Origin of the sequence: Streptomyces sp. NPDC006487 (assembly GCF_042870555.1) — a bacterium.
Lineage (GTDB): Bacteria > Actinomycetota > Actinomycetes > Streptomycetales > Streptomycetaceae > Streptomyces.
In genome coordinates, this window is sequence record NZ_JBIAHN010000021.1 from 46,081 (window position 1) to 70,401 (window position 24,321).

At 71.7% G+C, this 24,321-nt stretch carries 23 protein-coding genes and 1 riboswitch; of the genes, 11 read left to right on the forward strand and 12 right to left on the reverse strand.

The genetic code is table 11. The features are described from left to right. Positions 1–95 precede the first annotated feature (95 nt). The 4 genes from groL to thrC form a co-directional block, all read right to left on the reverse strand. Complete coding sequence (groL, locus tag ACFYM0_RS32170) at positions 96–1,718, reverse strand: chaperonin GroEL (protein WP_327253499.1); 1,623 nt, start codon at positions 1,716–1,718, stop codon at positions 96–98. A gap of 368 nt (positions 1,719–2,086) precedes the next feature. Further along, positions 2,087–2,293, reverse strand: coding sequence for a cold-shock protein (locus ACFYM0_RS32175; RefSeq protein WP_008743607.1), 207 nt, complete (start codon positions 2,291–2,293; stop codon positions 2,087–2,089). 406 nt (positions 2,294–2,699) lie between these two features. Next, entirely contained in the window at positions 2,700–2,978 is a 279-nt protein-coding gene (locus ACFYM0_RS32180) for a MoaD/ThiS family protein (RefSeq protein WP_388507548.1), read from the reverse strand. 37 nt (positions 2,979–3,015) lie between these two features. Next, the gene (gene thrC / locus ACFYM0_RS32185; RefSeq protein WP_388507550.1) at positions 3,016–4,326 is read right to left on the reverse strand and encodes a threonine synthase; all 1,311 of its coding nucleotides are present in this window, start codon (positions 4,324–4,326) and stop codon (positions 3,016–3,018) included. 17 nt (positions 4,327–4,343) lie between these two features. Further along, positions 4,344–4,502, reverse strand: a riboswitch (SAM riboswitch). A gap of 198 nt (positions 4,503–4,700) precedes the next feature. Here thrC and ACFYM0_RS32190 point away from each other — a divergent pair. Together ACFYM0_RS32190 and ACFYM0_RS32195 are read left to right on the forward strand one after the other, a co-directional pair. Then, positions 4,701–5,687, forward strand: coding sequence for a glucosyl-3-phosphoglycerate synthase (locus tag ACFYM0_RS32190; protein WP_388507792.1), 987 nt, complete (start codon positions 4,701–4,703; stop codon positions 5,685–5,687). A gap of 93 nt (positions 5,688–5,780) precedes the next feature. After that, on the forward strand, positions 5,781–7,241 hold the full coding sequence (locus ACFYM0_RS32195) for a trehalose-6-phosphate synthase (protein WP_388507553.1): 1,461 nt from the start codon (positions 5,781–5,783) through the stop codon (positions 7,239–7,241). A 251-nt stretch (positions 7,242–7,492) separates the two neighbouring features. On the opposite strand, the gene otsB is transcribed toward ACFYM0_RS32195, so the two are convergent. From otsB to ACFYM0_RS32210, 3 genes are all read right to left on the reverse strand, one after another. Beyond that, a complete protein-coding gene (gene otsB / locus ACFYM0_RS32200) occupies positions 7,493–8,341 on the reverse strand; it encodes a trehalose-phosphatase (RefSeq protein WP_388507555.1) in 849 nt (282 codons plus the stop codon). A gap of 112 nt (positions 8,342–8,453) precedes the next feature. Continuing rightward, positions 8,454–8,705: a DUF3263 domain-containing protein gene (locus tag ACFYM0_RS32205; RefSeq protein ID WP_243339532.1), complete on the reverse strand. Its 252-nt coding sequence runs from the start codon at positions 8,703–8,705 to the stop codon at positions 8,454–8,456. Between the two features lie 104 nt (positions 8,706–8,809). Beyond that, on the reverse strand, positions 8,810–10,126 hold the full coding sequence (locus ACFYM0_RS32210) for an extracellular solute-binding protein (protein ID WP_388507559.1): 1,317 nt from the start codon (positions 10,124–10,126) through the stop codon (positions 8,810–8,812). 277 nt (positions 10,127–10,403) lie between these two features. Here ACFYM0_RS32210 and ACFYM0_RS32215 point away from each other — a divergent pair, with 277 nt between their 5' ends. The 3 genes from ACFYM0_RS32215 to ACFYM0_RS32225 all read left to right on the forward strand — a co-directional run bounded on the left by ACFYM0_RS32215 (position 10,404) and on the right by ACFYM0_RS32225 (position 13,497). After that, positions 10,404–11,297 carry an ROK family protein gene (locus ACFYM0_RS32215; protein ID WP_243339592.1) on the forward strand — a complete coding sequence of 298 codons (894 nt, stop codon included), beginning with the start codon at positions 10,404–10,406 and terminating at the stop codon, positions 11,295–11,297. Continuing rightward, on the forward strand, positions 11,297–12,466 hold the full coding sequence (gene nagA, locus ACFYM0_RS32220; RefSeq protein WP_388507562.1) for an N-acetylglucosamine-6-phosphate deacetylase: 1,170 nt from the start codon (positions 11,297–11,299) through the stop codon (positions 12,464–12,466). Before ACFYM0_RS32215 ends, nagA begins: the two co-directional genes overlap by 1 nt. A gap of 110 nt (positions 12,467–12,576) precedes the next feature. After that, the gene (locus tag ACFYM0_RS32225; RefSeq protein ID WP_388507564.1) at positions 12,577–13,497 is read left to right on the forward strand and encodes a 1-phosphofructokinase family hexose kinase; all 921 of its coding nucleotides are present in this window, start codon (positions 12,577–12,579) and stop codon (positions 13,495–13,497) included. A gap of 38 nt (positions 13,498–13,535) precedes the next feature. Here the strand turns inward: ACFYM0_RS32225 and ACFYM0_RS32230 are convergent, their stop codons facing one another. Together ACFYM0_RS32230 and cdgB are read right to left on the reverse strand one after the other, a co-directional pair. Beyond that, complete coding sequence (locus ACFYM0_RS32230; protein ID WP_388507567.1) at positions 13,536–14,582, reverse strand: CBM35 domain-containing protein; 1,047 nt, start codon at positions 14,580–14,582, stop codon at positions 13,536–13,538. Between the two features lie 68 nt (positions 14,583–14,650). Further along, positions 14,651–16,372: a diguanylate cyclase CdgB gene (gene cdgB / locus ACFYM0_RS32235; protein ID WP_388507570.1), complete on the reverse strand. Its 1,722-nt coding sequence runs from the start codon at positions 16,370–16,372 to the stop codon at positions 14,651–14,653. Positions 16,373–16,689: 317 nt separating this feature from the next. Between cdgB and ACFYM0_RS32240 the strand changes: the two genes are divergently transcribed. Beyond that, positions 16,690–17,295 carry a flavin reductase family protein gene (locus ACFYM0_RS32240; RefSeq protein WP_388507572.1) on the forward strand — a complete coding sequence of 202 codons (606 nt, stop codon included), beginning with the start codon at positions 16,690–16,692 and terminating at the stop codon, positions 17,293–17,295. A 13-nt stretch (positions 17,296–17,308) separates the two neighbouring features. On the opposite strand, the gene arfB is transcribed toward ACFYM0_RS32240, so the two are convergent. Beyond that, positions 17,309–17,734 (reverse strand): alternative ribosome rescue aminoacyl-tRNA hydrolase ArfB, encoded by a 426-nt coding sequence (gene arfB, locus ACFYM0_RS32245; protein WP_243339524.1) that lies wholly within the window; start codon positions 17,732–17,734, stop codon positions 17,309–17,311. Positions 17,735–17,920: 186 nt separating this feature from the next. On the opposite strand from arfB, the gene ACFYM0_RS32250 reads away from it, so the two are divergent. Both ACFYM0_RS32250 and ACFYM0_RS32255 read left to right on the forward strand, forming a co-directional pair. Next, on the forward strand, positions 17,921–18,496 hold the full coding sequence (locus ACFYM0_RS32250; protein ID WP_250744549.1) for a TerD family protein: 576 nt from the start codon (positions 17,921–17,923) through the stop codon (positions 18,494–18,496). 85 nt (positions 18,497–18,581) lie between these two features. Next, positions 18,582–19,100: a GNAT family N-acetyltransferase gene (locus ACFYM0_RS32255; protein ID WP_388507575.1), complete on the forward strand. Its 519-nt coding sequence runs from the start codon at positions 18,582–18,584 to the stop codon at positions 19,098–19,100. A gap of 6 nt (positions 19,101–19,106) precedes the next feature. On the opposite strand, the gene ACFYM0_RS32260 is transcribed toward ACFYM0_RS32255, so the two are convergent. Next, complete coding sequence (locus ACFYM0_RS32260) at positions 19,107–20,582, reverse strand: M1 family metallopeptidase (RefSeq protein WP_388507577.1); 1,476 nt, start codon at positions 20,580–20,582, stop codon at positions 19,107–19,109. 49 nt (positions 20,583–20,631) lie between these two features. Continuing rightward, positions 20,632–21,189 (reverse strand): heme-binding protein, encoded by a 558-nt coding sequence (locus tag ACFYM0_RS32265; protein WP_388507580.1) that lies wholly within the window; start codon positions 21,187–21,189, stop codon positions 20,632–20,634. A gap of 544 nt (positions 21,190–21,733) precedes the next feature. Here ACFYM0_RS32265 and ACFYM0_RS32270 point away from each other — a divergent pair. From ACFYM0_RS32270 to ACFYM0_RS32280, 3 genes are all read left to right on the forward strand, one after another. Beyond that, positions 21,734–22,867, forward strand: coding sequence for a sensor histidine kinase (locus tag ACFYM0_RS32270; RefSeq protein WP_388507795.1), 1,134 nt, complete (start codon positions 21,734–21,736; stop codon positions 22,865–22,867). Further along, positions 22,864–23,517, forward strand: a complete 654-nt coding sequence (locus ACFYM0_RS32275; RefSeq protein ID WP_388507583.1) for a response regulator — start codon at positions 22,864–22,866, stop codon at positions 23,515–23,517. The genes ACFYM0_RS32270 and ACFYM0_RS32275 overlap by 4 nt, the downstream gene beginning before the upstream one ends. A 148-nt stretch (positions 23,518–23,665) precedes the next feature. After that, the gene (locus ACFYM0_RS32280; RefSeq protein WP_388507585.1) at positions 23,666–24,295 is read left to right on the forward strand and encodes a nuclear transport factor 2 family protein; all 630 of its coding nucleotides are present in this window, start codon (positions 23,666–23,668) and stop codon (positions 24,293–24,295) included. Positions 24,296–24,321: the final 26 nt, after the last annotated feature.

Sequence of the window (24,321 nt, forward strand, 5' to 3'; positions counted from 1 at the left end):
CAAACGCCCGAGGGCGGCACCCCCAGCTGGGGGTGCCGCCCTCGGTACGTGATGCGAACAGCCGATCTACCTTCGGGCCGGAGCCCGGGGGTGGATCAGAAGTCCATGTCGCCGCCCGGCATGCCGCCGCCGGCAGCGGCGCCGGCCTTCTCGGGCTTGTCGGCGATGACGGCCTCGGTGGTGAGGAAGAGAGCCGCGATGGACGCCGCGTTCTGCAGGGCGGAGCGGGTGACCTTCGCCGGGTCGATGATGCCCTCGGCGATCATGTCCACGTACTCGCCGGTCGCGGCGTTCAGGCCCCAACCGATCTGCAGGTTGCGGACCTTCTCCACGACGACGCCACCCTCGAGACCACCATTGACGGCGATCTGCTTGAGCGGGGCCTCCAGCGCGAGCTTGACGGCGTTGGCGCCGGTCGCCTCGTCGCCGGTGAGCTCGAGCTTGTCGAAGACCGAGGAGGCCTGCAGCAGGGCCACGCCGCCACCGGCGACGATGCCCTCTTCGACGGCCGCCTTCGCGTTGCGAACGGCGTCCTCGATGCGGTGCTTGCGCTCCTTGAGCTCGACCTCGGTCGCGGCTCCGGCCTTGATGACCGCAACACCGCCGGCGAGCTTCGCCAGGCGCTCCTGCAGCTTCTCGCGGTCGTAGTCCGAGTCGGAGTTCTCGATCTCGGCGCGGATCTGGTTGACGCGACCCTGGACCTGGTCGCTGTCACCGGAACCGTCGACGATGGTGGTCTCGTCCTTGGTGATGACGACCTTGCGGGCGCGGCCGAGCAGGTCGAGACCGGCGTTCTCGAGCTTGAGGCCGACCTCCTCGGAGATGACCGTGCCGCCCGTGAGGATGGCGATGTCGCCGAGCATGGCCTTGCGACGGTCACCGAAGCCCGGGGCCTTGACGGCGACGGACTTGAAGGTGCCGCGGATCTTGTTGACGACGAGGGTGGAGAGCGCCTCGCCCTCGACGTCCTCGGCGATGATCAGCAGCGGCTTGCCGGACTGCATGACCTTCTCCAGGAGCGGCAGCAGGTCCTTGACCGAGCCGATCTTGGAGTTGACGATCAGGATGTACGGGTCGTCGAGGGACGACTCCATGCGCTCCATGTCGGTGGCGAAGTACGCCGAGATGTAGCCCTTGTCGAAGCGCATGCCCTCGGTGAGCTCGAGCTCCAGGCCGAAGGTCTGCGACTCCTCGACCGTGATGACGCCTTCCTTGCCGACCTTGTCCATGGCCTCGGCGATGAGCTCGCCGATCTGGGTGTCGGCGGCGGAGATGGAGGCCGTCGAAGCGATCTGCTCCTTGGTCTCGACATCCTTGGCCTGCGCCAGCAGGGCGGCGGAGACGGCCTCGACGGCCTTCTCGATACCGCGCTTGAGGGCCATCGGGTTCGCACCGGCGGCCACGTTGCGCAGGCCCTCGCGGACGAGCGCCTGGGCGAGAACGGTGGCGGTGGTCGTACCGTCGCCGGCGACGTCGTCCGTCTTCTTGGCGACTTCCTTGACCAGCTCGGCGCCGATCTTCTCGTACGGGTCCTCGAGCTCGATCTCCTTGGCGATGGAGACACCATCGTTGGTGATCGTGGGGGCGCCCCACTTCTTCTCAAGGACGACGTTGCGACCCTTGGGGCCAAGGGTGACCTTGACGGCGTCGGCGAGCTGGTTCATGCCTCGCTCGAGACCGCGCCGGGCCTCCTCGTTGAACGCAATGATCTTGGCCATCTGAAGTGGTCCTCCCGGACAGCGGTGGATTGCTCCCGGACCGCGCCCGCGCCCGCGACGGACGGCCTGCGTGCCCGGCGGTTTCTTCCCGCCGGACCCCGTGGGCCTCACTGACCCGGTCCTCGTATAGGTAGCACTCTCACCAGGAGAGTGCTAACGCCAATGATTAGCACTCGACCCCCTCGAGTGCAAGCGGCTTCGGGCAACCCGGGATGAACAGCCGGGCGCGCCAAGGGTGCCGGAGCCGCCACGCACGAGGGGCCCGCATCCCGTGTCCAGGATGTGGGCCCCTCGTACATATGCCGTTGTGCCGTCGCACGCGGCCGCTGTGCGTGGCCCGTACGTGTCGGTGGTCGATCGCGGTCGGACTAGCCGGCGGCGAGCTTGACCATGTCCGCCTGCGGACCCTTCTGGCCCTGCGAGATCTCGAACTCGACCCGCTGACCCTCTTCAAGGGTGCGGTACCCGTCCATCTGGATGGCGCTGTAGTGGACGAACACATCCGCACCACCGTCGACCGCGATGAAGCCGTAGCCCTTCTCCGCGTTGAACCACTTGACGGTGCCCTGAGCCATGCCTAACTCCCCTATTACTGGCCCTTGCGCAGGACCGCACTTCGCGGTCCCGGGTCAGAACTTGCGCCGGAACGCCTCGACCGGGGCTGAATGTATCCGCACCGCTGCTGTCTGCAACAGGTCATTCCGACGAGAATTCTGGACACAGTAAAAGATTGAAATAGGGTGAAAACTCGGAATATTCCAGGGCAACTCGGGCCGGACAAACCACGCCAAGGACCCATAGCGCACTTGCATGTTGACTCAATGTCAACCCTCTCGCGGCCCGCTCATATGCGGCGGGCAAGAACAGCGGAGGGGACTTCCCCAACTCTACCGCGCCCAACCCAGCAGAATTGCCCCCTCCGTTTGGTAACGGAGGGGGCAATTCAGTTTCTACGAGGTCTCGCGCAAGCCGTACGAGGGCTCAGCAGCCGCCCGCGACGGCGGGAATGATCGAGATGCCGGCGCCGTCCGGGGTGGAGGTCTGCAGCCCGCCCTCGAAGCGCACGTCGTCGTCGTTCACGTAGACGTTGACGAAGCGGCGCAGCTTGCCCTGGTCGTCCAGGACGCGCGCGGCGATGCCGGGGTGGCTGGCCTCCAGGGACCGGATGACCTCTTCGAGGGTCGCGCCCTCGGCGGGGACCTCGGCCTGGCCGCCGGTGTAGGTGCGCAGGATGGTGGGGATGCGGACGTTGACGCTCATGGCGCTACTGCCTTTCCGGTGTGCAGGGAGAAGAGGATCAGGCCAGGTTGGCGGCGCGGAACGCGTCCAGGCTCGGGCGGATGGTGGCGGTCTGGCCACCACCTTCGGCCACCGCCTCCAGGGTCTTGAGGCCGTCACCGGTGTTCAGGACCACGGTGGTCAGCGCGGGGTCGAGCTGCCCGTTCTCGATGAGCTTCTTCGTCACGCCGACGGTCACGCCGCCCGCGGTCTCGGCGAAGATGCCCTCGGTCTGGGCGAGGAGCTTGATGGCCTCGACGACCTGCTCGTCGTTGACGTCCTCGACGAAGCCGCCGGTACGGCGCGCGATGTCCAGGACGTACGGGCCGTCCGCCGGGTTGCCGATGGCCAGCGACTTGGCGATGGTGTTCGGCTTCTGCGGGCGGACCACCTCGTGACCGGCCTTGAAGGCGGTCGAGACGGGCGAGCAGCCCTCGGCCTGGGCACCGAAGATCTTGTACGGCTTGTCCTCGACGAGGCCGAGCTTGATCAGCTCCTGCAGACCCTTGTCGATCTTCGTGAGCTGCGAGCCGGAGGCGATCGGGATGACGATCTGGTCGGGCAGCTGCCAGCCGAGCTGCTCGCAGATCTCGTACGCCAGGGTCTTGGAGCCCTCGCCGTAGTACGGGCGCAGGTTGACGTTGACGAAGCCCCAGCCCTCGCCCAGCGGGTCGCCGATGAGCTCGGAGCAGAAGCGGTTGACGTCGTCGTAGTTGCCCTCGATGCCGACGAGGTCGCCACCGTAGACACCGGCCATGACGACCTTGCCCTGCTCCAGGTCGTGCGGGATGAACACGCAGGAGCGGAAGCCGGCGCGGGCGGCCGCGGCGCCGACGGCGCCGGCCAGGTTGCCGGTGGAGGAGCAGGAGAGGGTGGTGAAGCCGAAGGCGCGGGCGGCCTCGACGGCGATGGCCACGACGCGGTCCTTGAAGGAGTGCGTCGGGTTGCCGGAGTCGTCCTTGACGTACAGCTTGCCGGTGACGCCGAGCTCCTTGGCCAGGTTGGCCGCGTCCACGAGCTTGGTGAAGCCGGGGTTCAGGCTCGGCTTGGAGGCCACGTCCGCCGGGACGGGCAGCAGCGGCGCGTAGCGCCAGATGTTGTTGGGGCCGGCCTCGATGGCGGCGCGCAGGGCTTCCGGGTCGCCCAGCGGCAGCTCGTAGGCGACTTCGAGCGGTCCGAAGCACTCGGCGCAGGCGAAGATCGGGCCGAGCTCGAAGCGGGTACCGCACTCACGACAGGAAAGGCCGGTGGCGGGACCGAGATCGACAGAGGTGCCGGAAGCGCTGGTTTCAACGGTTTCGGCAGAGGTTGCGACAGACTGTGCAGCCATGATGGCGAGGCCCTTTCTCCTCATCTTCCCCATGGCGCACTTCGCCATGAGACGGAATTGGCACCTTCCCTAGCCGGGGACCTCGCTGGCGGCGCTGGTGTGCGCGATCGCGAGAACCGACTGGAGGGTTGCCGGGGCTTCAACGGGCCGTGTCCCTCTGCCCCTCTGGATGAGCGGTATGGCACCGGCACACGCGCTCTGTGGCGCGCCGGTGCGTTTGTACGCGGGGACCCCCGGCATGCGGTGGACCTTCGCGTTGTTCAAGACTGTAACCGAAGGCCCGGGTGGTTGAGACAGCCGTCCGAACCGCGAGATGGATCACAATTCGGTCCAAACCACTGATGAACCCGATGATGAACCAGGGAGTGCTGAAGGTGCTGGAAGAGGTGGAGCGCTGGTTGGCAGACCGCTCCTGGTCAGCCGCCGACCGACCGCTCGGCCAGCTGCTTTCGGCCAAGCGGGCAGCGGGCACCACGGTGAGCGTGGTGCTGCCGGCGCTGAACGAGGAGGCGACGGTCGGCGAGATCGTCGAGGTGATCCGGCGCGATCTGATCGAGGGCCTGCCGGTGCCCCTGGTGGACGAGCTCGTCGTGATCGACTCGGGCTCCACGGACCGCACCGCCGAGGTCGCGGCCAAGGCCGGGGCCCGGGTGGTGCACCGCGACGAGGTCCTGCGGCGGATCCCGGCGCTGCCCGGCAAGGGCGAGGTGCTGTGGCGCTCGCTGCTCGTCACGAGCGGCGACATCGTCTGCTTCGTGGACGCGGACCTGCGCGATTTCTCGGCCGACTTCGTCTCGGGGATCGTCGGCCCGCTGCTGACCGATCCGGACGTGCGGTTCGTCAAGGCCATGTACGACCGGCCCCTCGGCCAGGAGTTCGGCGACCCGGCCGGCCCGGCCTCCGCCAAGGCCAACGGGCAGGGCGGCCGGGTCACGGAGCTGGTGGCCCGTCCGCTGCTCAACCTCCACTGGCCGCAGCTGGCCGGCTTCGTCCAGCCGCTGGGCGGCGAGTACGCCGTACGCCGCGAGCTGCTGGAGCGGCTGCCGTTCCCCGTGGGCTACGGAGTCGAGCTGGGCCTGCTGGTGGACGCGCTGCACACGGCCGGGCTGGACGCGCTGGCCCAGGTGGACGTGGGCGTACGGCTGCACCGCCACCAGGACGGCCAGGCGCTGGGGCGGATGGCCGCGGCGATCTACCGCACGGCGCAGGCCAGGCTCGCGCGCGGGCACCTCGTACGCCCGGAGCTGACGCAGTTCGAGCGGGGCCCGGAGGGGTTCGTACCGCACACCTACGCCGTGGACACCGAGGAGCGGCCCCCGATGCTCGACATCGAGGAGTACGCGCGCCGTCGCGTGGCGTGAAGGCACCGGCCTCGAGGTGTGGTCTTCCTCTCGGTCGGGCGCACACGCGGGCGGCGACGTTTGACCGGAGGCGGGGCGGGCTAGGTTCGCCGCATGGCTTCCCAGGTGCTCGTCGCCGCGAATCGCGGCCCCCTCTCGTACGCCCTCGCCGACGACGGAACGCTCAGTGCCCGACGCGGCGGGGGCGGTCTCGTCTCCGGCCTCTCCACCGCCCTCGCGCAGCAGCCGGGGGCGCTGTGGGTCTGCGCGGCCCTGTCCGACGCGGACCGGGAGGCGGTACGGCGCGGGGTCCGCGAGCCGGGCGTACGGATGCTGCCCATCGACCCGGAGGTCTACGACGGCGCGTACAACGGCATCGCGAACTCGGTGCTGTGGTTCCTCCACCACCACCTGTACGAGATCCCGCGCGAGCCGGTCTTCGACGCGGAGTTCCGGCGGCAGTGGGGCTCGTACGTCACCTACAACGAGGCCTTCGCGGCGGCGCTGGCGCAGGAGGCGGCCGAGGGGGCGACGGTCCTGATCCAGGACTACCACCTGGCCCTCGCCCCCGGAATGCTCCGGGAGCTCCGCCCGGACCTGCGGATCGGGCACTTCACGCACACGCCGTGGGCCTCGCGGGAGTTCCTGGAGATGCTCCCGGCGGACATCCGGAGCCAGCTGCTGTGGGGGATGCTCGGGGCGGACAGGCTCGGCTTCCACACGTGGGAGTGGGCCCACAACTTCATCGCCGGCGCACACTTCGATGACACGAGCGGCATCGCGGACCCCTACTTTCCCCGGGACGGGAAGCCCGGAGTATGGCACCGCAAGCTGCTCGCGGACGTTCAGAAGTACGAGGAGAAGCGGTTCGCCGCGGTGGCGCACTACCCCCTCGGCGTGGACGGGGACGAGCTGCGCGCGCTCGCGCACCGGCCCGAGGTGGACGACAAGCTGGCGGCGCTGCGGGCGGAGGTCGGCGGGCTGAAGACGATCGTCCGGGTGGACCGGACGGAGCTGTCGAAGAACATCCTGCGGGGGCTGCTGGCGTACCGGGAGCTGCTGGTCACGCACCCCGAGTGGCGGGAGCGGGTGGTCCACCTGGCCTCCGCGTACCCGTCCCGGCAGGACCTGACCGTCTACCGGGAGTACACCGAGTCGGTGCGGGAGCTGGCGGCCTCGATCAACGCGGAGTTCGGCACGGCCGGCTGGCAGCCGGTCCTGGTCTCGGTCGAGGACGACTTCGCGCGGTCGCTGGCGGCGTACCGGCTGGCCGACGTGGCACTGGTCAATCCCGTGCGGGACGGCATGAACCTCGTCGCGAAGGAGATCCCGGTGGTGTCGGAGGCGGGGTGCGCGCTGGTGCTGTCCACCGGGGCGGGGGCGTACGAGGAGCTCCGGGCGGATGCGCTGACGGTGAACCCGTACGACGTGACGGCGACGGCGGAGGCCTTGCACGCGGCCCTCTCCATGCCGGCGGCGGAGCGGGCGGACCGTACGAAGCGCCTGGCCGCGGCGGCGACGGCCCTCCCGCCCGCCCAATGGCTCAACTCCCAGCTGGACGCCCTCCGCGCCTGACCGGGCCGCCGCGCGGGGCTGGGGCAATCCAGCCCCGCCGGCGTTCGAGGCGCGGGCTCTGGGGCAATCCAGCCCCGCCGGCGTTCGAGGCGCGGGCTCTGGGGCAATCCAGCCCCGCCGGCGTTTGAGGCGCGGGGTCCGGGGCGGAGCCCCGGGGAACGGTGGAAGGGCGGGTAGGGGACGGCCCCGCAGGGCCGCGCCGAGCCGCACCCGCCCACCGGGCACGCAGGCACGCAGGCAGGCGTCAAAACCTAGGCACGCACCGCCCCGGCCAACGCCGCCAGGAAGGCGACGACCTCCGACGGACCGGACAGCGTCAGGTCCGCGCGGGCGGCGAGCTCCGGAACCTCCGCGGAGCCACTGCACAGCAGCAGCCCCGGCATCCCCCCGGCCCGCAGCTTCTCCACCGCCGAGTACGCCGCGAGGTCCCCCAGGTCGTCCCCGGCGTAGAGCACGGCCTCCGCCCCCACCTCCGCGAGGTATTCCGTGAGGGCGACTCCCTTGTCCATCCCCGGCGGCCGCAGCTCCAGTACGGCCCGGCCCGGTTCGACCATCAGGCCGTGCCGGGCCGCCAGCCCCGCCAGGGGCTCGCGCAGGGCCGCGAAGGCCGCTTCCGGGTCGGCCGCGCGGCGGGTGTGGACGGCCAGCGCCTGGCCCTTCTCCTCGATCCAGGTACCGCGCCACGCACCGATCGCGTCCAGGAACCCGGGCAGCTCCGCCCGGACCGCCGCCACCCCCGGATGCTCGGCCGGAGCGTGCACGATGCCGCTCACGGCGTCCCAGCGCTCGGCCCCGTAGTGCCCGAGCACCACCAGGTGTTCGAGTCCCGGGACCCCGGCGAAGCCCCCGTAGCGGACGGCGACCCCGGCCGGCCGACCGGTGACGACGGCGATGGAGCCGACCTCGGGGGCGAGCGCGGCGAGCGCGGGAACGGCTCCGGGGTGGGCTCGTGCCTGGTCGGGGTCGGGGACGATGTCGGCGAGGGTGCCGTCGAAGTCGAGGGCGACGACGGAGCGGCGCGGTGCACGGAGGAGGGCTTCGAGTCCCTCGCGTCCGGCGGTGGTGACGGGCATCGGCAGATCGTGCGGATGGCTCCCCATACGCTCGACCCTAACGGCCCGGCCGGGCCACGGCTATGGCGCGGGCCACGGCTCCGGCCACGACCCGCCACGGATCCGCCACGGCCCGTACATCCCGGCCACAGCCCCGCCGCTACCGTCTCGCCCGCTGGGCCTCGCGGATGCGCCGCAGACGGTTCACGGTGCCCGGCGCGTGCTGGAGCGCCCTGGGGTCGTCCATCAGCGCGTTGAGCAGCTGGTAGTACCGGACCGGGGGCATCCCCAGTCCTTCCCTTATGGCCCGCTCCTTGGCGCCCGGCCCGGGCCAGGTGCGTCCCTCGTAGGCCAGTACGGCCGCCTCGTCGGCGCTCAGCCCGGCCGGCGGCCTCTCGTCCGCGTCCGTCATACGGCCAGATTAACTCCGCCCTACGACAGCCACGACGGCTACGACAGCCCCCGCTCGGCGGCCCGGACCGGCCTGCGCCCGGACCGGCGCGCGTCCGGCGCGGATCAGCGGGCGTCCGCCTTGCGCGCCATCTCCGTGAGATCCGCCAGGGTCTTCGCGGGCTGTCCGCCCGGCTGCACGGTCTTACCGATGTTCTTCTTGACATCCTCGCTCACGGCCGCCCAGGACTTCTTGCCCACCGGGTAGAGCCGCGCGTTGGGCAGCGCGTGCAGGAAGGTCTTCAGCTCGGCCGAGGAGGCCCCCTTGGAGGCGTCCATGGCCCGGGAGCCGCTGGTGGTGACCGGGAGCAGGTCGTACTTCTCGGTGAAGGCCGTCACGTTGTCCGCCTCGTACAGGAAGTCCAGGAACTTCCCGGACTGCATCTGGTGGCCGGTCTTGAAGGCCATCACCCAGTCGGCGACGCCCATCGTCGGGTGGGGCACCCCGTCGGAGGTCGGCATGGGGGTCATGCCGTACTGCACGCCCTTGGCGGCAGCCTGCTTGAGCAGGGTCGGGTGCCCGTTGAGCATGCCGACCTCGCCGCGCGAGAAGGAGTCGAAGGCGGCCTGGCGGTCCAGCTTGGCCGGGGCGACGGGGCCGGTCAGGCCCTCGCCGACGAGCTTGTCGCGCAGGAACTCCAGGGTCTTGATGTTGGCCGGGGAGTCGATCGCGTACGCGTCCTCGTTGTCGGCGTAGCCGCCGCCGCCCGAGAGGAGCCACTGCATGGTCTCGGCCTGCGCCTCCTCGCGGCCCAGGGGCAGTGCGAAGGGCGTCGGGACTCCGTCCGCCTTGAGTTTCTTGGCGGCGGACTCCAGATCGGCCCAGCTCTTGGGCTGCCAGGGGGTCTTGCCGTCCTTGGGGATGATTCCGGCGTCGGCGAACAGCTTCTCGTTGTAGAACATCAGCCGGGTGCTGGCCACGAAGGGCATGCCGTACTGGACGCGCCGGACCTTGCCGGCTTCGGCGAGCGGTTCGAGGAAGTCGGCCTGGGTGTTCACGGAGAGCAGCTCGTCGGCGGAGTAGAGCTTGCCCTCCGCCGCGTAGTCGGCGTAGGCGCCGATCTGGGCGATGTCGGGGGCATCGCCGGCCTTGACCATCTCGGCGACCTTGGCGTCGACCTCGGACCAGGAGTAGACCTCGACCTGGACCTTGATGCCGGGGTGGCCCTTCTCGAAGGACGCGGCGAGGTCCTTCCAGTAGGGCTTGGAGGAGTTTTCCGGTTTGTCCCCGTAGTCGGCCGCCACGACCTTCAGGGTGACCTCGTTGTCCCCGGTGAGGCCCGACACGGCGCCGCAACCGGTCAGCGTCACGGTGGTCAGGCACAGTGCGAGACCGGACGCGGCGAGGTTCAGCTTTCTGGCCTGGACAGTTCGCGCCTTCAAAGTTCTCGTTCCACCCCAGGTTGTTCCGTACGATTCGCGTAAAGGTCTACACCACTTTTCGGCCTGGTCAACATCCAGGCCCAAACGTGCACACAGCCTGCACGCGCACACGCGTACGGACCCGTGTAGCGGCCCGCCCGCCGACGAAGGTCCCGAATTTGTATGGCTACTCAACAATCCCTCCCAGTGGACTAGACCTTTGCCCTCCGATCACGCGAGACTGTCACCCGTGAAACCCGTGAAACACGTCATCGCCCTCGATGTGGGCGGCACTGGGATGAAGGCCGCCCTCGTCGCCGCCGACGGCACCCTGCTCCACGAGGCGCGCCGCGCCACCGGCCGTGAGCGGGGCGCCGAAGCCGTCGTCGAGACGATCCAGGACTTCGCCGCCGAGCTCCTCGACCTCGGCCGGGAGCGCTTCGCCACCACCGCCTCCGCGGCCGGCGTGGCCGTCCCCGGCATCGTCGACGCCGAGAACGGGATCGCCGTCTACGCGGCGAACCTGGGCTGGCGCGACGTCCCCATGCGCGAACTGCTCGGCAGACGCCTCGGCGGGATCCCGGTCGCGCTGGGCCACGACGTCCGCACGGGCGGACTCGCCGAAGGCCGCATCGGCGCGGGCCGCGGCGCCGACCGCTTCCTGTTCGTCCCGCTCGGCACCGGCATCGCCGGAGCCATCGGCATCGCCGGCCGCATCGAGGCCGGCGCGCACGGCTACGCGGGCGAGATCGGCCACATCGTGGTCCGCCCCGGCGGCCCCGCCTGCGGCTGCGGCCAGCGCGGCTGCCTGGAGACCCTCGCCTCCGCCTCCGCCGTCAGCCGCGCCTGGGCGGCCGCCTCCGGCGACCCCGACGCGGACGCCGCGGACTGCGCCAAGGCCGTCGAATCCGGCGACGAGCGTGCCCTGGAGGTCTGGCTCGCCGCCATCGGCGCCCTCGCGGACGGGCTGGTCACCGCGATCACCCTGCTGGACCCGCGCACGCTGATCATCGGTGGCGGGCTGGCCGAGGCCGGGGAAACCTTGTTCACACCACTACGGACGGCCGTCGAGGAACGCGTGACGTTCCAGCGGCTGCCCCACATCGTCCCGGCGGCCCTCGGGGACACCGCCGGATGCCTGGGCGCAGGGCTGCTCGCCTGGGATCTACTCGCCACGGAGGTACCTGCCTGATGTCCGGAAGCGCACATGTGGGCCGCAGCACCGTTCTCTCCGGCGCCGACGTGGTGCTGCCCACGGGCATCGTCAAGGGCGGACGCCTCATCGTCGACGGCGAGCGCATCGCCGGCGCCGCGGAGGAGAACGCGGCCGTCGTCGACCTCTCCGGGTGCCTGATCGTCCCCGGCTTCGTCGACATGCACAACCACGGCGGCGGCGGCGCCTCCTTCACCTCCGGCACCGCCGAGGAGGTGCTCAAGGGCGTACGGACCCACCGCGAGCACGGCACCACCACCCTGGTCGCCTCCACCGTCACCGGGGACCTGGACGAACTGGCCCGCCGCGCCGGACTGCTCGCCGAGCTGACCCAGCAGGGCGACATCGCGGGCATCCACTTCGAGGGCCCGTTCATCAACCCCTGCCGCAAGGGCGCGCACAAGGAAGACCTCCTGCGCGACCCCGACCCGGCCGAGGTCCGCAAGCTGATCGACGCCTCGCACGGCGCCGCCCGCATGTTCACCCTCGCCACCGAACTCCCCGGCGGCCTGGACTCCGTACGGCTGCTGGCCGAGCACGGGGTCATCGCCGCGATCGGCCACACGGACTCCACGTACGAGCAGACCCTCGAAGCCATCGACGCGGGCGCGACCGTCGCCACCCACCTCTACAACGCGATGCCGGGCATGGAGCACCGCGCCCCCGGCCCCATCGCGGCCCTGCTGGAGGACGAGCGGGTCACCGTCGAGCTGATCAACGACGGCACCCACCTGCACCCCGCCATGCTGGAGCTGGCCTTCCACCACGCGGGCGCGAACCGGGTGGCGCTGATCACCGACGCGATGGACGCGGCCGGCTTCGGCGACGGGATCTACCACCTCGGCCCGCTGGAGGTCGAGGTCAAGGAGGGCGTCGCCCGCCTCGTCGAGGGCGGCTCCATCGCGGGCTCCACCCTCACCCTGGACACCGCCTTCAAGCGGTCGGTCACCCTCGACAAGCTCCCCGTCGAGTCCGTGGTCCAGGCGATCTCCGCCAACCCGGCCAAGCTGATCGGCGTCTACGACCAGGTCGGCTCACTGGAGCCCGGCAAGTACGCGGACCTCGTCGTCCTCGACTCCGCCTTCGACGTCCGGGGCGTCATGCGGCGCGGCGAATGGATCGTGAACCCGCTCGCGGCGGGGAACTGACCGCGGCCGCGAGCGAAAGCGGTCGGCCCCGGGTACTGGGCCGACCGCTCCTGCGTTTGGCATGCTGTTGCCCCGCCCGAGGCGGCACACACCGAGACCGGGGCCCGCCAATGATCCTGACCGTGACGCTCAACACCGCACTCGACGTCACCTACCGCGTACCGCGCCTGCTCGCGCACGCCTCCCACCGCGTCACCGAGGTCACCGAACGCCCCGGAGGCAAAGGCCTCAACGTGGCCCGCGTGCTCGCCGCGATCGGCCACGAGGTCACCGCGACCGGCTTCGCGGGCGGCCCCACGGGAACCCTCGTACGCGCACTGCTCGCCGGCTCCCCCGGCGTCCGCGACGAACTGGTCCCCTGCGCGGGCACCACCCGCCGCACCCTGGCCGTCGTCGACGAGGCCTCCGGGGACACCACGCAGTTCAACGAACCGGGCCCACTGATCACCGCCGCCGAGTGGTCCGCGTTCCTCACCCGCTACGAGGCCCTGCTGGCGGGCGGCGCCCGCGCGGTGGCCCTGTGCGGCAGCCTGCCCCCGGGCGTACCCATAGGGGCTTACGCGGCCCTCGTGCGGACGGCCCGCTCGGCCGGCGTGCCCGTCCTGCTCGACACCAGCGGCGAGGCACTGCGCCGCGGGGTCGCCGCCCGCCCCGACGTGATCAAACCGAACGCCGCCGAGCTCGCCGAGCTGACCGGGTCCCGCGACCCGCTGCCCGCCACCCGCGACGCCCGCCGGCGCGGGGCCCACGCCGTGGTCACCTCGCTCGGACCGGAAGGGCTGCTCGCCGCCACCGCCCTGGGCACCTGGCGGGCGGCCCCTCCCCGCACCCTGGCGGGCAACCCCACCGGCGCGGGCGACTCCGCGGTCGCGGGCCTGCTCTCGGCCCTCACCGAGGGCCTGGACTGGCCGGACCGCCTGACCCGCGCGGTGGCCCTGTCCGCGGCCACGGTGGCGGCCCCCACGGCGGGAGACTTCGACCCCCGCACCTACGAGGAGGTACGGGGGTCGGTGAAGGTCACGGCGGGCTAGGACGGCCCGGGCCCGCATGCCGGCGTGCGCCGGGCCGGTCAGCGCTTCTCGAGGATGAACTGGTCGATGACCGCTTCGCAGGAGTTCCCCGCCTCGCAGGAGATCTTGATGGTGTTCGATCCCTGCTTGAGGTTCACGTAGGAGTAGGTGTTGGTCCAGCCCTTGGCCCAGTCACCCTCGCCGGCCTTCGCGAAGTTCTTCATGTTGATCGCCCGGGTCTGCTTTTCGCCGTTGATCGTCAGCGTCATGTTGGCGTCCTTGCCGGGCACGCCGTAGTACATCCGGAAGGTGTACTCGGCGCTCTTGGGGACGTCCAGCGTCCAGGTCACGGCGGCACCGGACTGGTTGAACTGGCCCACGTACTGACCGCCCGAGCTCTTGGCCCCCGGCACCGTGCTCTCCAGGGCCGCGCCACCGCTGATCACCATGCCGGAGCCGCCCGCGTCGCCCTTCGGCAGCGGAGCGTCCGCCGGCGCGGAGTCGCTCGGCTTGCCCGAAGGGGTGTTCTGGGCGGGCGCCGACGGGCTCTGGCCCGTGTTCGCGTTGTTCTTGCCCTTGTCGGCGTCGTCGTCCTTGCCGAAGATCACCGCCGCGCTGATGCCGATCGCCACCGCGGCGACCACCGCGACGGCCGCGATGAGCATGCCCCTGCGGCTGGACCCGCCGCCGTGCCCGCCCCCGTGGCCGCCGCCGCGCCCGCCGCCGGAGCCCGGCAGCGGAAGGGACTGGGTGTACTGCGGGGGCTGCTGCTGCGACGGAACGCCGTAACCGCCGGCCTGCAGCGCTTCGGGGGCCTGGTACTGCGCCTGGTAGGCGGGGGGCTGCTGCTGCGGGCCCTGCTGATAGGGAACGGGCCCGCGCGGGCCGCCGTAGGGCCGGTCACCGACCGTGCGGACCTGGTTGTACGAGGTCCGGGGCACACCCGGCTGACCGCCGGCCGTGGGTCCCGGGTAGCCGTACCCGCCGCCCTGCCCGGGCGGGGTGGCCCCCGCGGCCTGGCCGTCCTCGTAGAGGTAGCCGAACGGGTCGTCATCCTCGGGCTTGTTCGCCCCGTTGTTCGGGCCGTGGTTCGCGGGCGTCGTCATCGCAGGTCACTCCTTTCGACCCCGGGGAGCCTACCCCGAACAGGTGCGCCCACGGGCGGCCCGAGAGTTTACCCGGCCCTGCGGTGTGCCTTCGAACGAGAGCGCTTCTCGATGTACATGCGCTGGTCGGCGGAGCGCAGCACCTCGTCCGCAGACATGCCGCAGCTCGCCCAGCCGATCCCGAAACTGGCTCCCACGCGGACCGCGCGGCCGTCCACCCGGATCGGCGGGATGATCGCGTTGCGCAGCCGCACGGCGAGGTCGGCGGCGTCGGCGGCGCCCAGCCCGTCGGCGAGGACGACGAACTCGTCACCACCCAGCCGGGCCACCGTGTCCCCGTCCCGGACGCCGGTCGTCAGCCGCCGGGCCACCTCGATCAGGACCGCGTCGCCGGTGTGGTGCCCGAACCGGTCGTTGATCGACTTGAACCCGTCGAGGTCGCAGAAGAGCACCGCGAGCCCCTTCGTGCCGTCGTCGATGTCGGTCGCCGGCGCGACCGTGTGCACGTGGTGGTCGTACGGGCCCGCCGCGGCCGAACCGTTGGGGCCGCCCATGCCGCCCATGCCGCCCGGGAACTCGAAGGGCTCGGGAAAACCGTCGGGCCGGAAACCGTGCCCGCCGTGCCCGCCGTGGCCGCCGGGTGTCCCCTCCGCCGCGGGGCGGGTCTCGAAGGCGGCGTCCAGCGCCTCCACGGCGGTGGCGCGCACCGACTGCGGGCGGCGACAGAGCCGGGCCCCGAGCCGGGAGCGCAGCTCGGCGCTGTTGGGCAGGCCGGTCAGCGAGTCGTGGCTGGCCCGGTGGGCGAGCTGGAGCTCGTGCCGCTTGCGCTCCTCGATGTCCTCGACGTGCGTGAGCAGGAAGCGCGGCCCGTCGGCGGCATCGGCGACGACGGAGTTGCGCAGCGAGACCCAGACGTACGTACCGTCGCGCCGGCCGAGTCTGAGCTCGGCCCGGCCGCCCTCGGCGGAGGTCCGCAGCAGGGTGCCGATGTCCTCGGGGTGCACGAGGTCGGAGAAGGAGTACCGGCGCAGCACGGAGGCGGGCCGGCCCAGCAGCCGGCACAGCGCGTCGTTGGTGCGCAGCAGGCGGCCGTGCTGGTCGCCGCCCATCTCGGCGATGGCCATGCCGCTCGGCGCGTACTCGAAGGCCTGGCGGAACGACTCTTCACTGGCGCGCAGGGCCTGCTGTTCGCGCTCCAGCCGGACCAGGGCCCGCTGCATGTTCGCCCGGAGCCGGGCGTTGCTGATCGCAATCGCGGCCTGGAACGCATACATCTGGAGCGCTTCGCGGCCCCACGCCCCGGGCCGGCGGCCGTTGCGCGGACGGTCCACGGAGACCACGCCGAGCAGTTCGCCGCCGGAGGCGTACATGGGTGCGTACAGCCGGTCCTCGGGGTGCCACTCGTCCTCGAACCGCGGATCGGGGCCATCGGTGTGCCACTGCGGGACGTCGTCCTCGACGAGGACCCAGCCCTCGGTGTGCGGGATGAAGCGCAGTCCGTCCCAGTTCTCGCCCATCGTCAGGCGGCGTTCCCAGGAGGCGCGCGAGCCGACGCGGCCGGTGATCAGGGCTTCTGCGGCGGCGTCTCCCGCGAAGGCGGCGACGACCAGATCACCGTCGGGGCGAACGAGGTTGACACAGGCGAGTTCGTAGCCGAGGCCGACGACGATGCCGTCCACGACGGTCTGCAAGGTGTCAGCCAGGCTCCGGGCCGTATTGAGCTCGGCCACCACCCGGTGCAGCTGCCGCAGGGTCGCAAGACGGACGTACGGCTCCGACTCGGTCTCCATTGCTCGCTCTCCCCGAGACCTCGACAGCAACTCCAGGTTTGTCATCGGCGCTTCGTTGCGGTGTCCCGTCCACTGAATCACAGTGAGCTGTGCGGCAGGTACACAGGGTCAACAAATCTTGCTCTCTGTGACTCAAGTCACATGAGATGAATAAGGGTGCCCGCCGCGCCGCCCCACTCGGGTCCGTTCCGACCGGTTCGTCCAACCCGTTCTCGGGCGCAAACGCCGCGCCCGGGTCCGGGGCGGACCGGGTCCGTGCGGGGCCGCCCGGCCCGGCGTAGGCCGATGGGAGGGGCCGCGCCTGGGACCTCCGCCCGATGCGCGGCGCGAGGGGTGACAGTAGCGTCCCGACCGTGCCCCCAACGAGCCCCGTGACACCACTTTCCGCACCCGCACCCCATGCTGAGGGGGTGAGCAACGACGAGTTCCGGGCCGCGATGTCCCGACTGGCGGCGGGCGTGTGCCTGATCACCGCCCAGGAACCCCCGCTGGCGGCCGGCGGCCCGCGCGGCGAGGACGTCGGCATGACGGCGACCGCCTTCATGTCCGTGTCCCTGGAGCCGCCCCTGGTCCTCGTCAGCGTGCGCGAGGGTTCCCGGATGGACGACCTGCTGGCCGAGCAGCCCCTGTGGTCGGTGTCGGTGCTCGCCGACCACCAGCTCCAGATCGCGAGCCGGTTCTCGATGAAGAACCGCATCAGCGACCGCCTGCTCTTCGCGGACCTCCCCTACACGCGCGGCGGCGTCTCCGGCGCCCCGCTGCTCTCGGGGGCACTGGCCACCCTGGAGTGCCGTACGGAGAACCGCGTCGAGGCGGGCGACCACACCCTGGTCATCGGCCACGTCCTCACCGCCACCCAGCCGGCGCCGGACTCCCCGCCGCTGACGTACTTCCGGGGGCGCTACCGGCACCTGGCGCCCTGAGCGCGGGCTCGGGCTACCAGTCCCGCGCGTTGCGGCCCCGCTTGGTCTCGCCGCGGGCCTTCTTCTCGCGCAGCCGCCGCTCGTTGATGCCCCGGGGGATCTTCGTCGCCCGCCGCGCCTTCGGCGGCGGCGCCGTGGCCTCGGCCAGCAGCGCGGTGAGCCGGACCAGCGCCATCTCCCGGTTGCGGAACTGCGAGCGGTGCTCGGAGGCCCGTACGGTCACCACCCCGTCGACCAGCCGGGACGCGAGGCGCTCCAGCGCCCGCTCCTTCCACACGTCGGGCAGCGACTTCGTCGCCGCGACGTCGAAGAGCAGCTCCACGCGCGAGTCCGAGGTGTTCACGTGCTGGCCGCCCGGCCCGGAGGACCGCGAAAAGCGCCAGGCGAGCTCGCCCTCGGGGAGCACGACCGAACCGCGGATGACATAGGGACCAGGCATGCCCCCTATGATCCGTGCCCGCAGGGGCCCCGTCACCCGCATTTCCGCCCGCATCGCGGACATTTCCCCGAATGCGGAACCCGGCGCCCCTCTCCCCGCGTTATGAAGGACAGCGGTAACTTGGGCACTCTCACGGTCGATACGACAAGTGAGACCAAGTGAGACTAGGAAGGGACACCAGTCACCATGGCAGTAAGCCTCTCCAAGGGCGGAAACGTCTCGCTCAGCAAGGAGGCCCCGGGCCTCGCGGCCGTCACCGTCGGCCTCGGCTGGGACACCCGCACGACCACCGGTGTCGACTTCGACCTGGACGCCTCCGCCATCGCGGTCAACGCGCTCGGCAAGGTCGTCTCCGACGGCCACTTCGTCTTCTTCAACAACAAGTCCACCCCGGACCAGACCATCGTGCACACCGGTGACAACCGCACCGGCGAGGGCGCGGGCGACGACGAGGCCATCAACGTCAACCTCGCGGGCCTGCCCGCCGACGTCGACAAGATCGTCTTCCCGGTCTCCATCTACGACGCCGAGACCCGCAGCCAGAACTTCGGCCAGGTCCGCAACGCCTACATCCGCGTGGTGAACCAGGCCGGCGGCGTCGAGATCGCCCGCTACGACCTCTCCGAGGACGCCGCGACCGAGACCGCCATGGTCTTCGGCGAGCTCTACCGCAACGGCGCCGAGTGGAAGTTCCGCGCCGTGGGCCAGGGTTACGCCTCCGGCCTGACCGGCATCGCCCAGGACTTCGGCGTCAACGTCTGATCCTGAGCGCCCGCGTCCACGGACGCGTCTCGGCTGAAGCCCCCTCCCGGCCGTCCGGGGAGGGGGCTTCGCTACCGTTCGGGACGTGATCCTCCTGCCGCTCGCTCCCCTCGAGGACGGCGCCCTGCCGGGCCCGGTCCTCACCGAAATCGCCACGCTCTACGCGACGAACCACGCGTTCTTCGAGCTCAGCGGCGATTTCCCCGACCCCGGCCGCATCACGGTCGAGCAGGTCGCCGCCGCCCTCGCCGACGAGCTCGCCCACCAGGGCGCCGAGGTCCTCCTCGCCCGCTCCGCCGGACGCCTCGTCGGCCTGGCCGCCACCCTCTCCCAACACCCGGATCCGGCGTCCGAGGACCCCGACCCGTGGATCGGCCTGCTGCTCATCGACGCCACCGCGCACCGCGAGGGGTACGGCCGCACCGTGGTCGCCCTGGTCGAGGACCGCTTCCGCGCCGCCGGACGGTCGGGCGTACGGCTCGCCGTGCTCGACGGCAACGAGAAGGCCCTCGCCTTCTGGCAGTCCCAGGGCTACGACTTCCTGCGCCGGAGCGCCGACCGCGAGGCGGGCCGCCCGTGCACGGTCCTGCGCAAGGCCCTGTAGCCGGGGCTACGGCGCCTTCGGGGCCTCGGGCGTGCGCGGCGCCGTCGGGGCCTTGAGCGCCTTGGGCGCCTTGGGACGGTCCTTCCCGTACAGCCACACGTCCCAGACCTCCGTCAGGTCACGGCCGGTCTTCTCCTCCGCGTAGGCGGTGAAGTCGGCCGTGCTCGCGTTCCCGTGCCGGTGCTCGGCGGCCCAGCCGCGCACCAGGGCGAAGAACTTCTCGTCGCCGGCCTCCTGCCGGATCCGCTGCAGGACCATCGCCCCGCGCCCGTACACCGGGGACCCGGAGATCTCCTCCGCGTTGCGCGGGGCGGCCGGCGGGAAGGCTCCCCAGTCCGAGCCCGCCTCCCCGTCGACGCGGGTGTCCCCGGCGAGGTAGGCGTCGAAGTGCTGCTGCGCGCTCGGCCCGCCGTGGTCCTCGGACCACAGCCACTCGGCGTAGGTAGCGAAACCCTCGTTGAGCCACATGTCCTTCCAGGACTTCGGCGACACCGAGTCCCCGAACCACTGGTGCGCCAGCTCGTGCAGCACCAGCTCCTCACTGCCGGGCGCCCCCGAGAACACCGGCCGGGTCTGCGTCTCCAGCGCGTAGCCGAGGCTGTGCGCGGGCAGCACGATCGCACCGGTCGTGGAGAAGGGGTACGGGCCGAACCGCCCGATGCCCCACTCCACCATCTCGGGCAGCCGCGCCAGCGCGGCCTCGCTCGCCGCCGCCTCGCCGGGCGCCACCGCCGTGTAGACGGGGATCCCGGAGGCGGTCCGCCCGGTCGTCACCTCGAACTTCCCGACGGCCAGGGTCGCCAGGTAGCTCGCCATCGGCTCCGCGGAGTGCCAGGCGAACACCGTCCGCCCGTCGTCGTCCTCCGTACGGGAACGCAGCTCGCCGTTGGACACGGCCTCGTACCCCCGGGGGACGGTCACCGTGATGTCGTACGTGGCCTTGTCGCTCGGGTGGTGGTTCCCCGGGAACCAAGCCATCGACCCGACGGGTTCGCCGACCGCGACCGCGCCCTCGCCGCCCGGGGTGACGATCCACCCCTCCCGCGACCCGTCGGGGTCGGTCACCGTCCTGGGCCGGCCGGAGTAGTCGACCTCCGTACGGAAGACCTCCCCGCGCTCCAGATCCTCGGCGGGGCGCACCGTCACCTCGTTGCCGGTGCGGTTGAAGCGGGCCCCGACGCCCTGCACGCTCACGCCCTCCACCTCGAGTCCGCTCAGATCGAGGTTGAAGGAGCTGAGTCCCTGCTCGGCACGGGCGGTGATGACGGCGGTGGCGTGCAGCCGCCCGTCGGCCGGGTCGTAGTCGAGGTCCAGGGAGTAGTGCTCGACCTGGTAACCGCCGTTGCCGGCCTTGGGGAAGAACGGGTCGCGCACCCCCGACGCACCCGGCCGCCCGTGCACGGTCTCCCCCGTGCAGCCCGTGAGGGCGAGCAGGGCGGCGACGGCAGGGGCGGCGAGGCGGAAGAGAAAGCGGTGATCCACGCGTCCGAGACTACGTCCCGCGGCGCTTCACCCCTCTCCTTGCTCCTTGCTACTTGGCGAGGGCGTCCACGCCGGCCTTGGCGAACTTCTCGTCCAGGTCACCGCTCGGGGCGCCGGCCACGCCGACGCCCGCGACCGGGGCGCCCTCGGCCTGAACCGGGGTGCCGCCGCCGAGGAAGAGGGTGCCGGGGATGTCCTTCAGGTTCGGGGTCTGCGCGAGGCGGCCGGCGAGCACGGAGGTCGGGGCGTTCCAGGACACGGCGGTGTAGGCCTTGCGCTGCGCCGACTCGTAGGACTGCGGGCCCGCGCCGTCGCCGCGCAGCGTGACGATGGTGTTGCCGTTGCGGTCGACGACGGCGACGGTCACCTTCTGGTTCTCGCTCTCGGCGGCGTCCAGCGCGGCCTGGGCGGCGCGGGTCGCGGCGTCGATGGTGAGGTGCGTGGAGGTGGTGAAGTTCTTCTTGTCGCCGTCCTTCTTCGCGACGGCGGCCGTGGCGGAGGCCGGAGCGGAGGCCGGGGCCGCGTTGGCGCTGACGGCGCCGAGGGCTCCGGCGCCGAGGACGACGGCGAGGGCGGTACCGGTGAGAACGCGGGTGCGGGTGTTCATGTCTGCTGCTCCTGTGAACGTCGGCACGGCGGGCTGTCCTGCCGTTGCTCCAAGCCTCGCCCCGCCATCCCCTCCACCCCGTCCCCGTACCGGCTCCGAAGCCGACCCCCACCGGTTGACCCGGGGGTCAACCGATCGGCTGATGCGGCCCGACCCGCCGGGACGCTTACCTGGCCCTTCCAGCCTGTCGGGCCCCTTCCCCGAGCCCCTTCCAGCCGTCCGGGGCTCAATCCAGCCGTCCGGCGTTTGAGGACCGGGGTCTGGGGCGGAGCCCCAGGGGTTCCGGGCGGAGCCCTGGACCCCACGGGTCAGGGCGGAGCCCTGGGAACGGTGGAAGGGTGGGTAGGGGACGGCCCCGCGCAGCGCCACCCACCCGCACCACACACCAAACCGGCACCATGGACAAACCGCACCACCCCAGGAGCACCCCGTGACCACCGCGCCCCCGACGAGCCCGCCGGGCCCGGCACCCCCGCCACCGGCGGCCCCGCCGAGCCCGGCAACCACCCCACCACCCCAAGACACCCGCGCCCTGTCCACGGTCATGCACACCGCGTTCTTCCTCCTCCTGGGCGCCTCCGTGGCCCGCTTCCTCCTCCGCCACCCCGGCGAACCCCGCACCCCGTGGATCATCGCCCTCGGCATCACCCTGGCCCTGCTCTACGTACTGGGCCCCGCCCTCGGCGCCGCCCCCACCCTGCGCCGCCTCCTGTGGCTCGGTCTGGTCGTCGCCGTCTGGGTGGTCCTCGTCGTCCTCGCGCCGAGCTTCGCCTGGTGCGCCGTGCCGCTCTTCTACACGGCCCTGCGCACCCTCCCGCCCCGCGCGGCCACCGTCCTCGTGGCCCTGCTCACCGTGTTCGTCGTAGCGGCCCAGCTCCGCCTCGCCCAGGCCTCCGGCTCCGAGCCCTTCGACCCCAACCTGCTGCTCGCCCCGCCCGCCGTCGCCGCGCTCGCCACCGCCGTCTTCGTCCACATGGAGCGCCAGGCGACGGCCCAGCGCACCCTGATCGACGACCTGATCCGCACCCGCCGGGAACTGGCCGCCACCGAACGCCGCGCCGGCACCCTCGCCGAACGCCAGCGGCTCTCGATGGAGATCCACGACACCCTGGCCCAGCACCTGTCCAGCCAGCAGATGCTCCTCCAAGCCGCGGACCGCACCTGGGACACCGACCCGGGCACCGCCCGCGCGCACGTCCGCACCGCCACCGACATCGCCGCCCGCGGCCTCGCCGAGGCCCGCCGCCTGGTGCACGACCTCGCGCCGCCCGAACTCGCCGGCGGCGCCGGCCTCCCCGACGCCCTGCGCGCGCTGGACGCGGGCGGCCCGGACATCGAGGTCCGCTTCCACCTGGAGGGCGCACCGGTCCCCCTCCCCGACCGCGCGGAGCAGGCGCTGCTGCGCATCGCGCAGGGAGCGCTGGCGAACGTACGCGAGCACTCGGGGGCCCGTACCGCGGCCCTCACCCTGAGCTTCCTGGGCAACCAGGTCGTCCTGGACGTCGCCGACGACGGCCACGGCTTCACCCAGACCCGTCCCGCCGCCGGGGAACGCGGCCACGGCCTCCCCGCGATGCGCGCCCGCGTCCGCCAGCTCGGCGGCACCCTGACCATCGAATCCACCGCGGGCGAGGGCACGGTCCTGTCGGCGTCGATCCCCCTGGAGCCCACCCCATGACCCCGAACGAGAACCCGGCCGCCAAGAAGGCGACCACCATCCTCCTCTGCGACGACCACGTCGTGGTCCGCGCCGGACTGCTGGCCCTGCTCGGCAGCGAGCCGGACATCGAGGTGCTCGGCGAGGCGGGCAGCGGCGAGGAGGCGGTCGCGCTGGCGGCCAAACTCCGCCCCGACGTGGTCCTGATGGACCTCCAGCTCGGCGACGGCATCGACGGCGTGGAGGCCACCCGCCGCATCACCGCCGCCCCGAACCCCCCGCACGTCCTGGTCCTGACCACGTACGACACCGACGCGGACATCACCCGGGCCATCGGCGCGGGCGCCACCGGCTACCTCCTGAAGGCCGAACGCCCGGAGGAGCTGTTCGCCGCGATCCACTCCGCCGCCCAGGGCCGCACCACGCTCTCCGCCCCCGTGGCCAGCCGCGTGATGGCCCACATGCGCGGCACCCGGCCCACCCTGACCGACCGTGAGCTCGACATCCTCGGCCAGCTCGCCCGCGGCCTCGGCAACCGGGACATCGCCCGCGCCCTGTTCATCAGCGAGGCCACCGTCAAGACCCACCTGGGCCGCATCTACGACAAGCTCGGCGTCGACACCCGCGCGGGCGCGGTCTCGGTGGCCAAGGAGCAGCGCCTCCTTCCCTGAGGCGGGGGCCGTCGGCATCGTCCATCCGTACGAGATCGCGCTCGTACGCCGCGCCGATCCCCCGCGGGCGGCCACACGACAGGCTCGTCAGTGCCCGGACCACCCGAGCCGGCCCGGGCGCCACCAGCCGTGTCGAGAGGAACCCGCCATGCCGACCACCGATTTCGTCCCGGAACGCCGCCGCATGCTGACCATGCTGGGCACCGGCGCCGCCGTAGCCGGGCTCGGGGCACTCGCCTCCACGGCGCCCGCCACGGCCGCCTCCACCGCCGTCTCCTCCGAGGAGCTGTCGACCGCCTCCTACGGCCCCGGCCCGGCCGGTTCGGCGGAGGACGAGCTGGCGATCAACCGGCTGCTGGAGACCTACCTCTTCGCCGTGGACACCAAGGACAAGACGGTCTTCCGGACCCTCTTCACCGACGACGCCGTCCTCACCGTGATGGCCCACCCCGACGGCACCGCCGGCATCGTCAAATCCGGCATCGAGGCGGTCGTCGCCAACCTCGACGGCGCGGCGGCCTGGGGGTACTCCACCCACGTCACAGCCAACGCCCTCGTCCGCGTCACCGGCCGCTACACCGCGACCGGCGACAGCCACGCCACCGCCCAGCTCGTGTACCCGGCCACCGCCACCGCCCCGGAGACCGTCGTCGTACGCGGCATCCGCTACCGCGACGAGTACGTGAAGTCCGCGGGCGTCTGGAAGATCCGCAAGCGCGTCTTCTCCCCGCTCTGGCAGTACAACGGCACGGCGGTCCCGATCAACTACCCGAACTGACGCCACTGAAGCCGCTGACGCGCCTG

Excerpts from the sequence above, each read along its gene's own strand:
- ACFYM0_RS32280 (WP_388507585.1), top strand. The coding sequence starts at position 23,666 with ATGCCGACCACCGATTTCGTCCCGGAACGCCGCCGCATGCTGACCATG.
- ACFYM0_RS32270 (WP_388507795.1), top strand. The coding sequence starts at position 21,734 with ATGCACACCGCGTTCTTCCTCCTCCTGGGCGCCTCCGTGGCCCGCTTC.
- thrC (WP_388507550.1), bottom strand. The coding sequence starts at position 4,326 with ATGGCTGCACAGTCTGTCGCAACCTCTGCCGAAACCGTTGAAACCAGC.
- ACFYM0_RS32215 (WP_243339592.1), top strand. The coding sequence starts at position 10,404 with ATGAAGGCCGCCCTCGTCGCCGCCGACGGCACCCTGCTCCACGAGGCG.
- ACFYM0_RS32175 (WP_008743607.1), bottom strand. The coding sequence starts at position 2,293 with ATGGCTCAGGGCACCGTCAAGTGGTTCAACGCGGAGAAGGGCTACGGC.
- ACFYM0_RS32180 (WP_388507548.1), bottom strand. The coding sequence starts at position 2,978 with ATGAGCGTCAACGTCCGCATCCCCACCATCCTGCGCACCTACACCGGC.
- ACFYM0_RS32250 (WP_250744549.1), top strand. The coding sequence starts at position 17,921 with ATGGCAGTAAGCCTCTCCAAGGGCGGAAACGTCTCGCTCAGCAAGGAG.
- groL (WP_327253499.1), bottom strand. The coding sequence starts at position 1,718 with ATGGCCAAGATCATTGCGTTCAACGAGGAGGCCCGGCGCGGTCTCGAG.
- ACFYM0_RS32230 (WP_388507567.1), bottom strand. The coding sequence starts at position 14,582 with ATGACGACGCCCGCGAACCACGGCCCGAACAACGGGGCGAACAAGCCC.
- ACFYM0_RS32265 (WP_388507580.1), bottom strand. The coding sequence starts at position 21,189 with ATGAACACCCGCACCCGCGTTCTCACCGGTACCGCCCTCGCCGTCGTC.
- ACFYM0_RS32275 (WP_388507583.1), top strand. The coding sequence starts at position 22,864 with ATGACCCCGAACGAGAACCCGGCCGCCAAGAAGGCGACCACCATCCTC.
- nagA (WP_388507562.1), top strand. The coding sequence starts at position 11,297 with ATGTCCGGAAGCGCACATGTGGGCCGCAGCACCGTTCTCTCCGGCGCC.
- otsB (WP_388507555.1), bottom strand. The coding sequence starts at position 8,341 with ATGGGGAGCCATCCGCACGATCTGCCGATGCCCGTCACCACCGCCGGA.
- arfB (WP_243339524.1), bottom strand. The coding sequence starts at position 17,734 with ATGCCTGGTCCCTATGTCATCCGCGGTTCGGTCGTGCTCCCCGAGGGC.
- cdgB (WP_388507570.1), bottom strand. The coding sequence starts at position 16,372 with ATGGAGACCGAGTCGGAGCCGTACGTCCGTCTTGCGACCCTGCGGCAG.
- ACFYM0_RS32225 (WP_388507564.1), top strand. The coding sequence starts at position 12,577 with ATGATCCTGACCGTGACGCTCAACACCGCACTCGACGTCACCTACCGC.
- ACFYM0_RS32195 (WP_388507553.1), top strand. The coding sequence starts at position 5,781 with ATGGCTTCCCAGGTGCTCGTCGCCGCGAATCGCGGCCCCCTCTCGTAC.
- ACFYM0_RS32240 (WP_388507572.1), top strand. The coding sequence starts at position 16,690 with ATGCGCGGCGCGAGGGGTGACAGTAGCGTCCCGACCGTGCCCCCAACG.
- ACFYM0_RS32205 (WP_243339532.1), bottom strand. The coding sequence starts at position 8,705 with ATGACGGACGCGGACGAGAGGCCGCCGGCCGGGCTGAGCGCCGACGAG.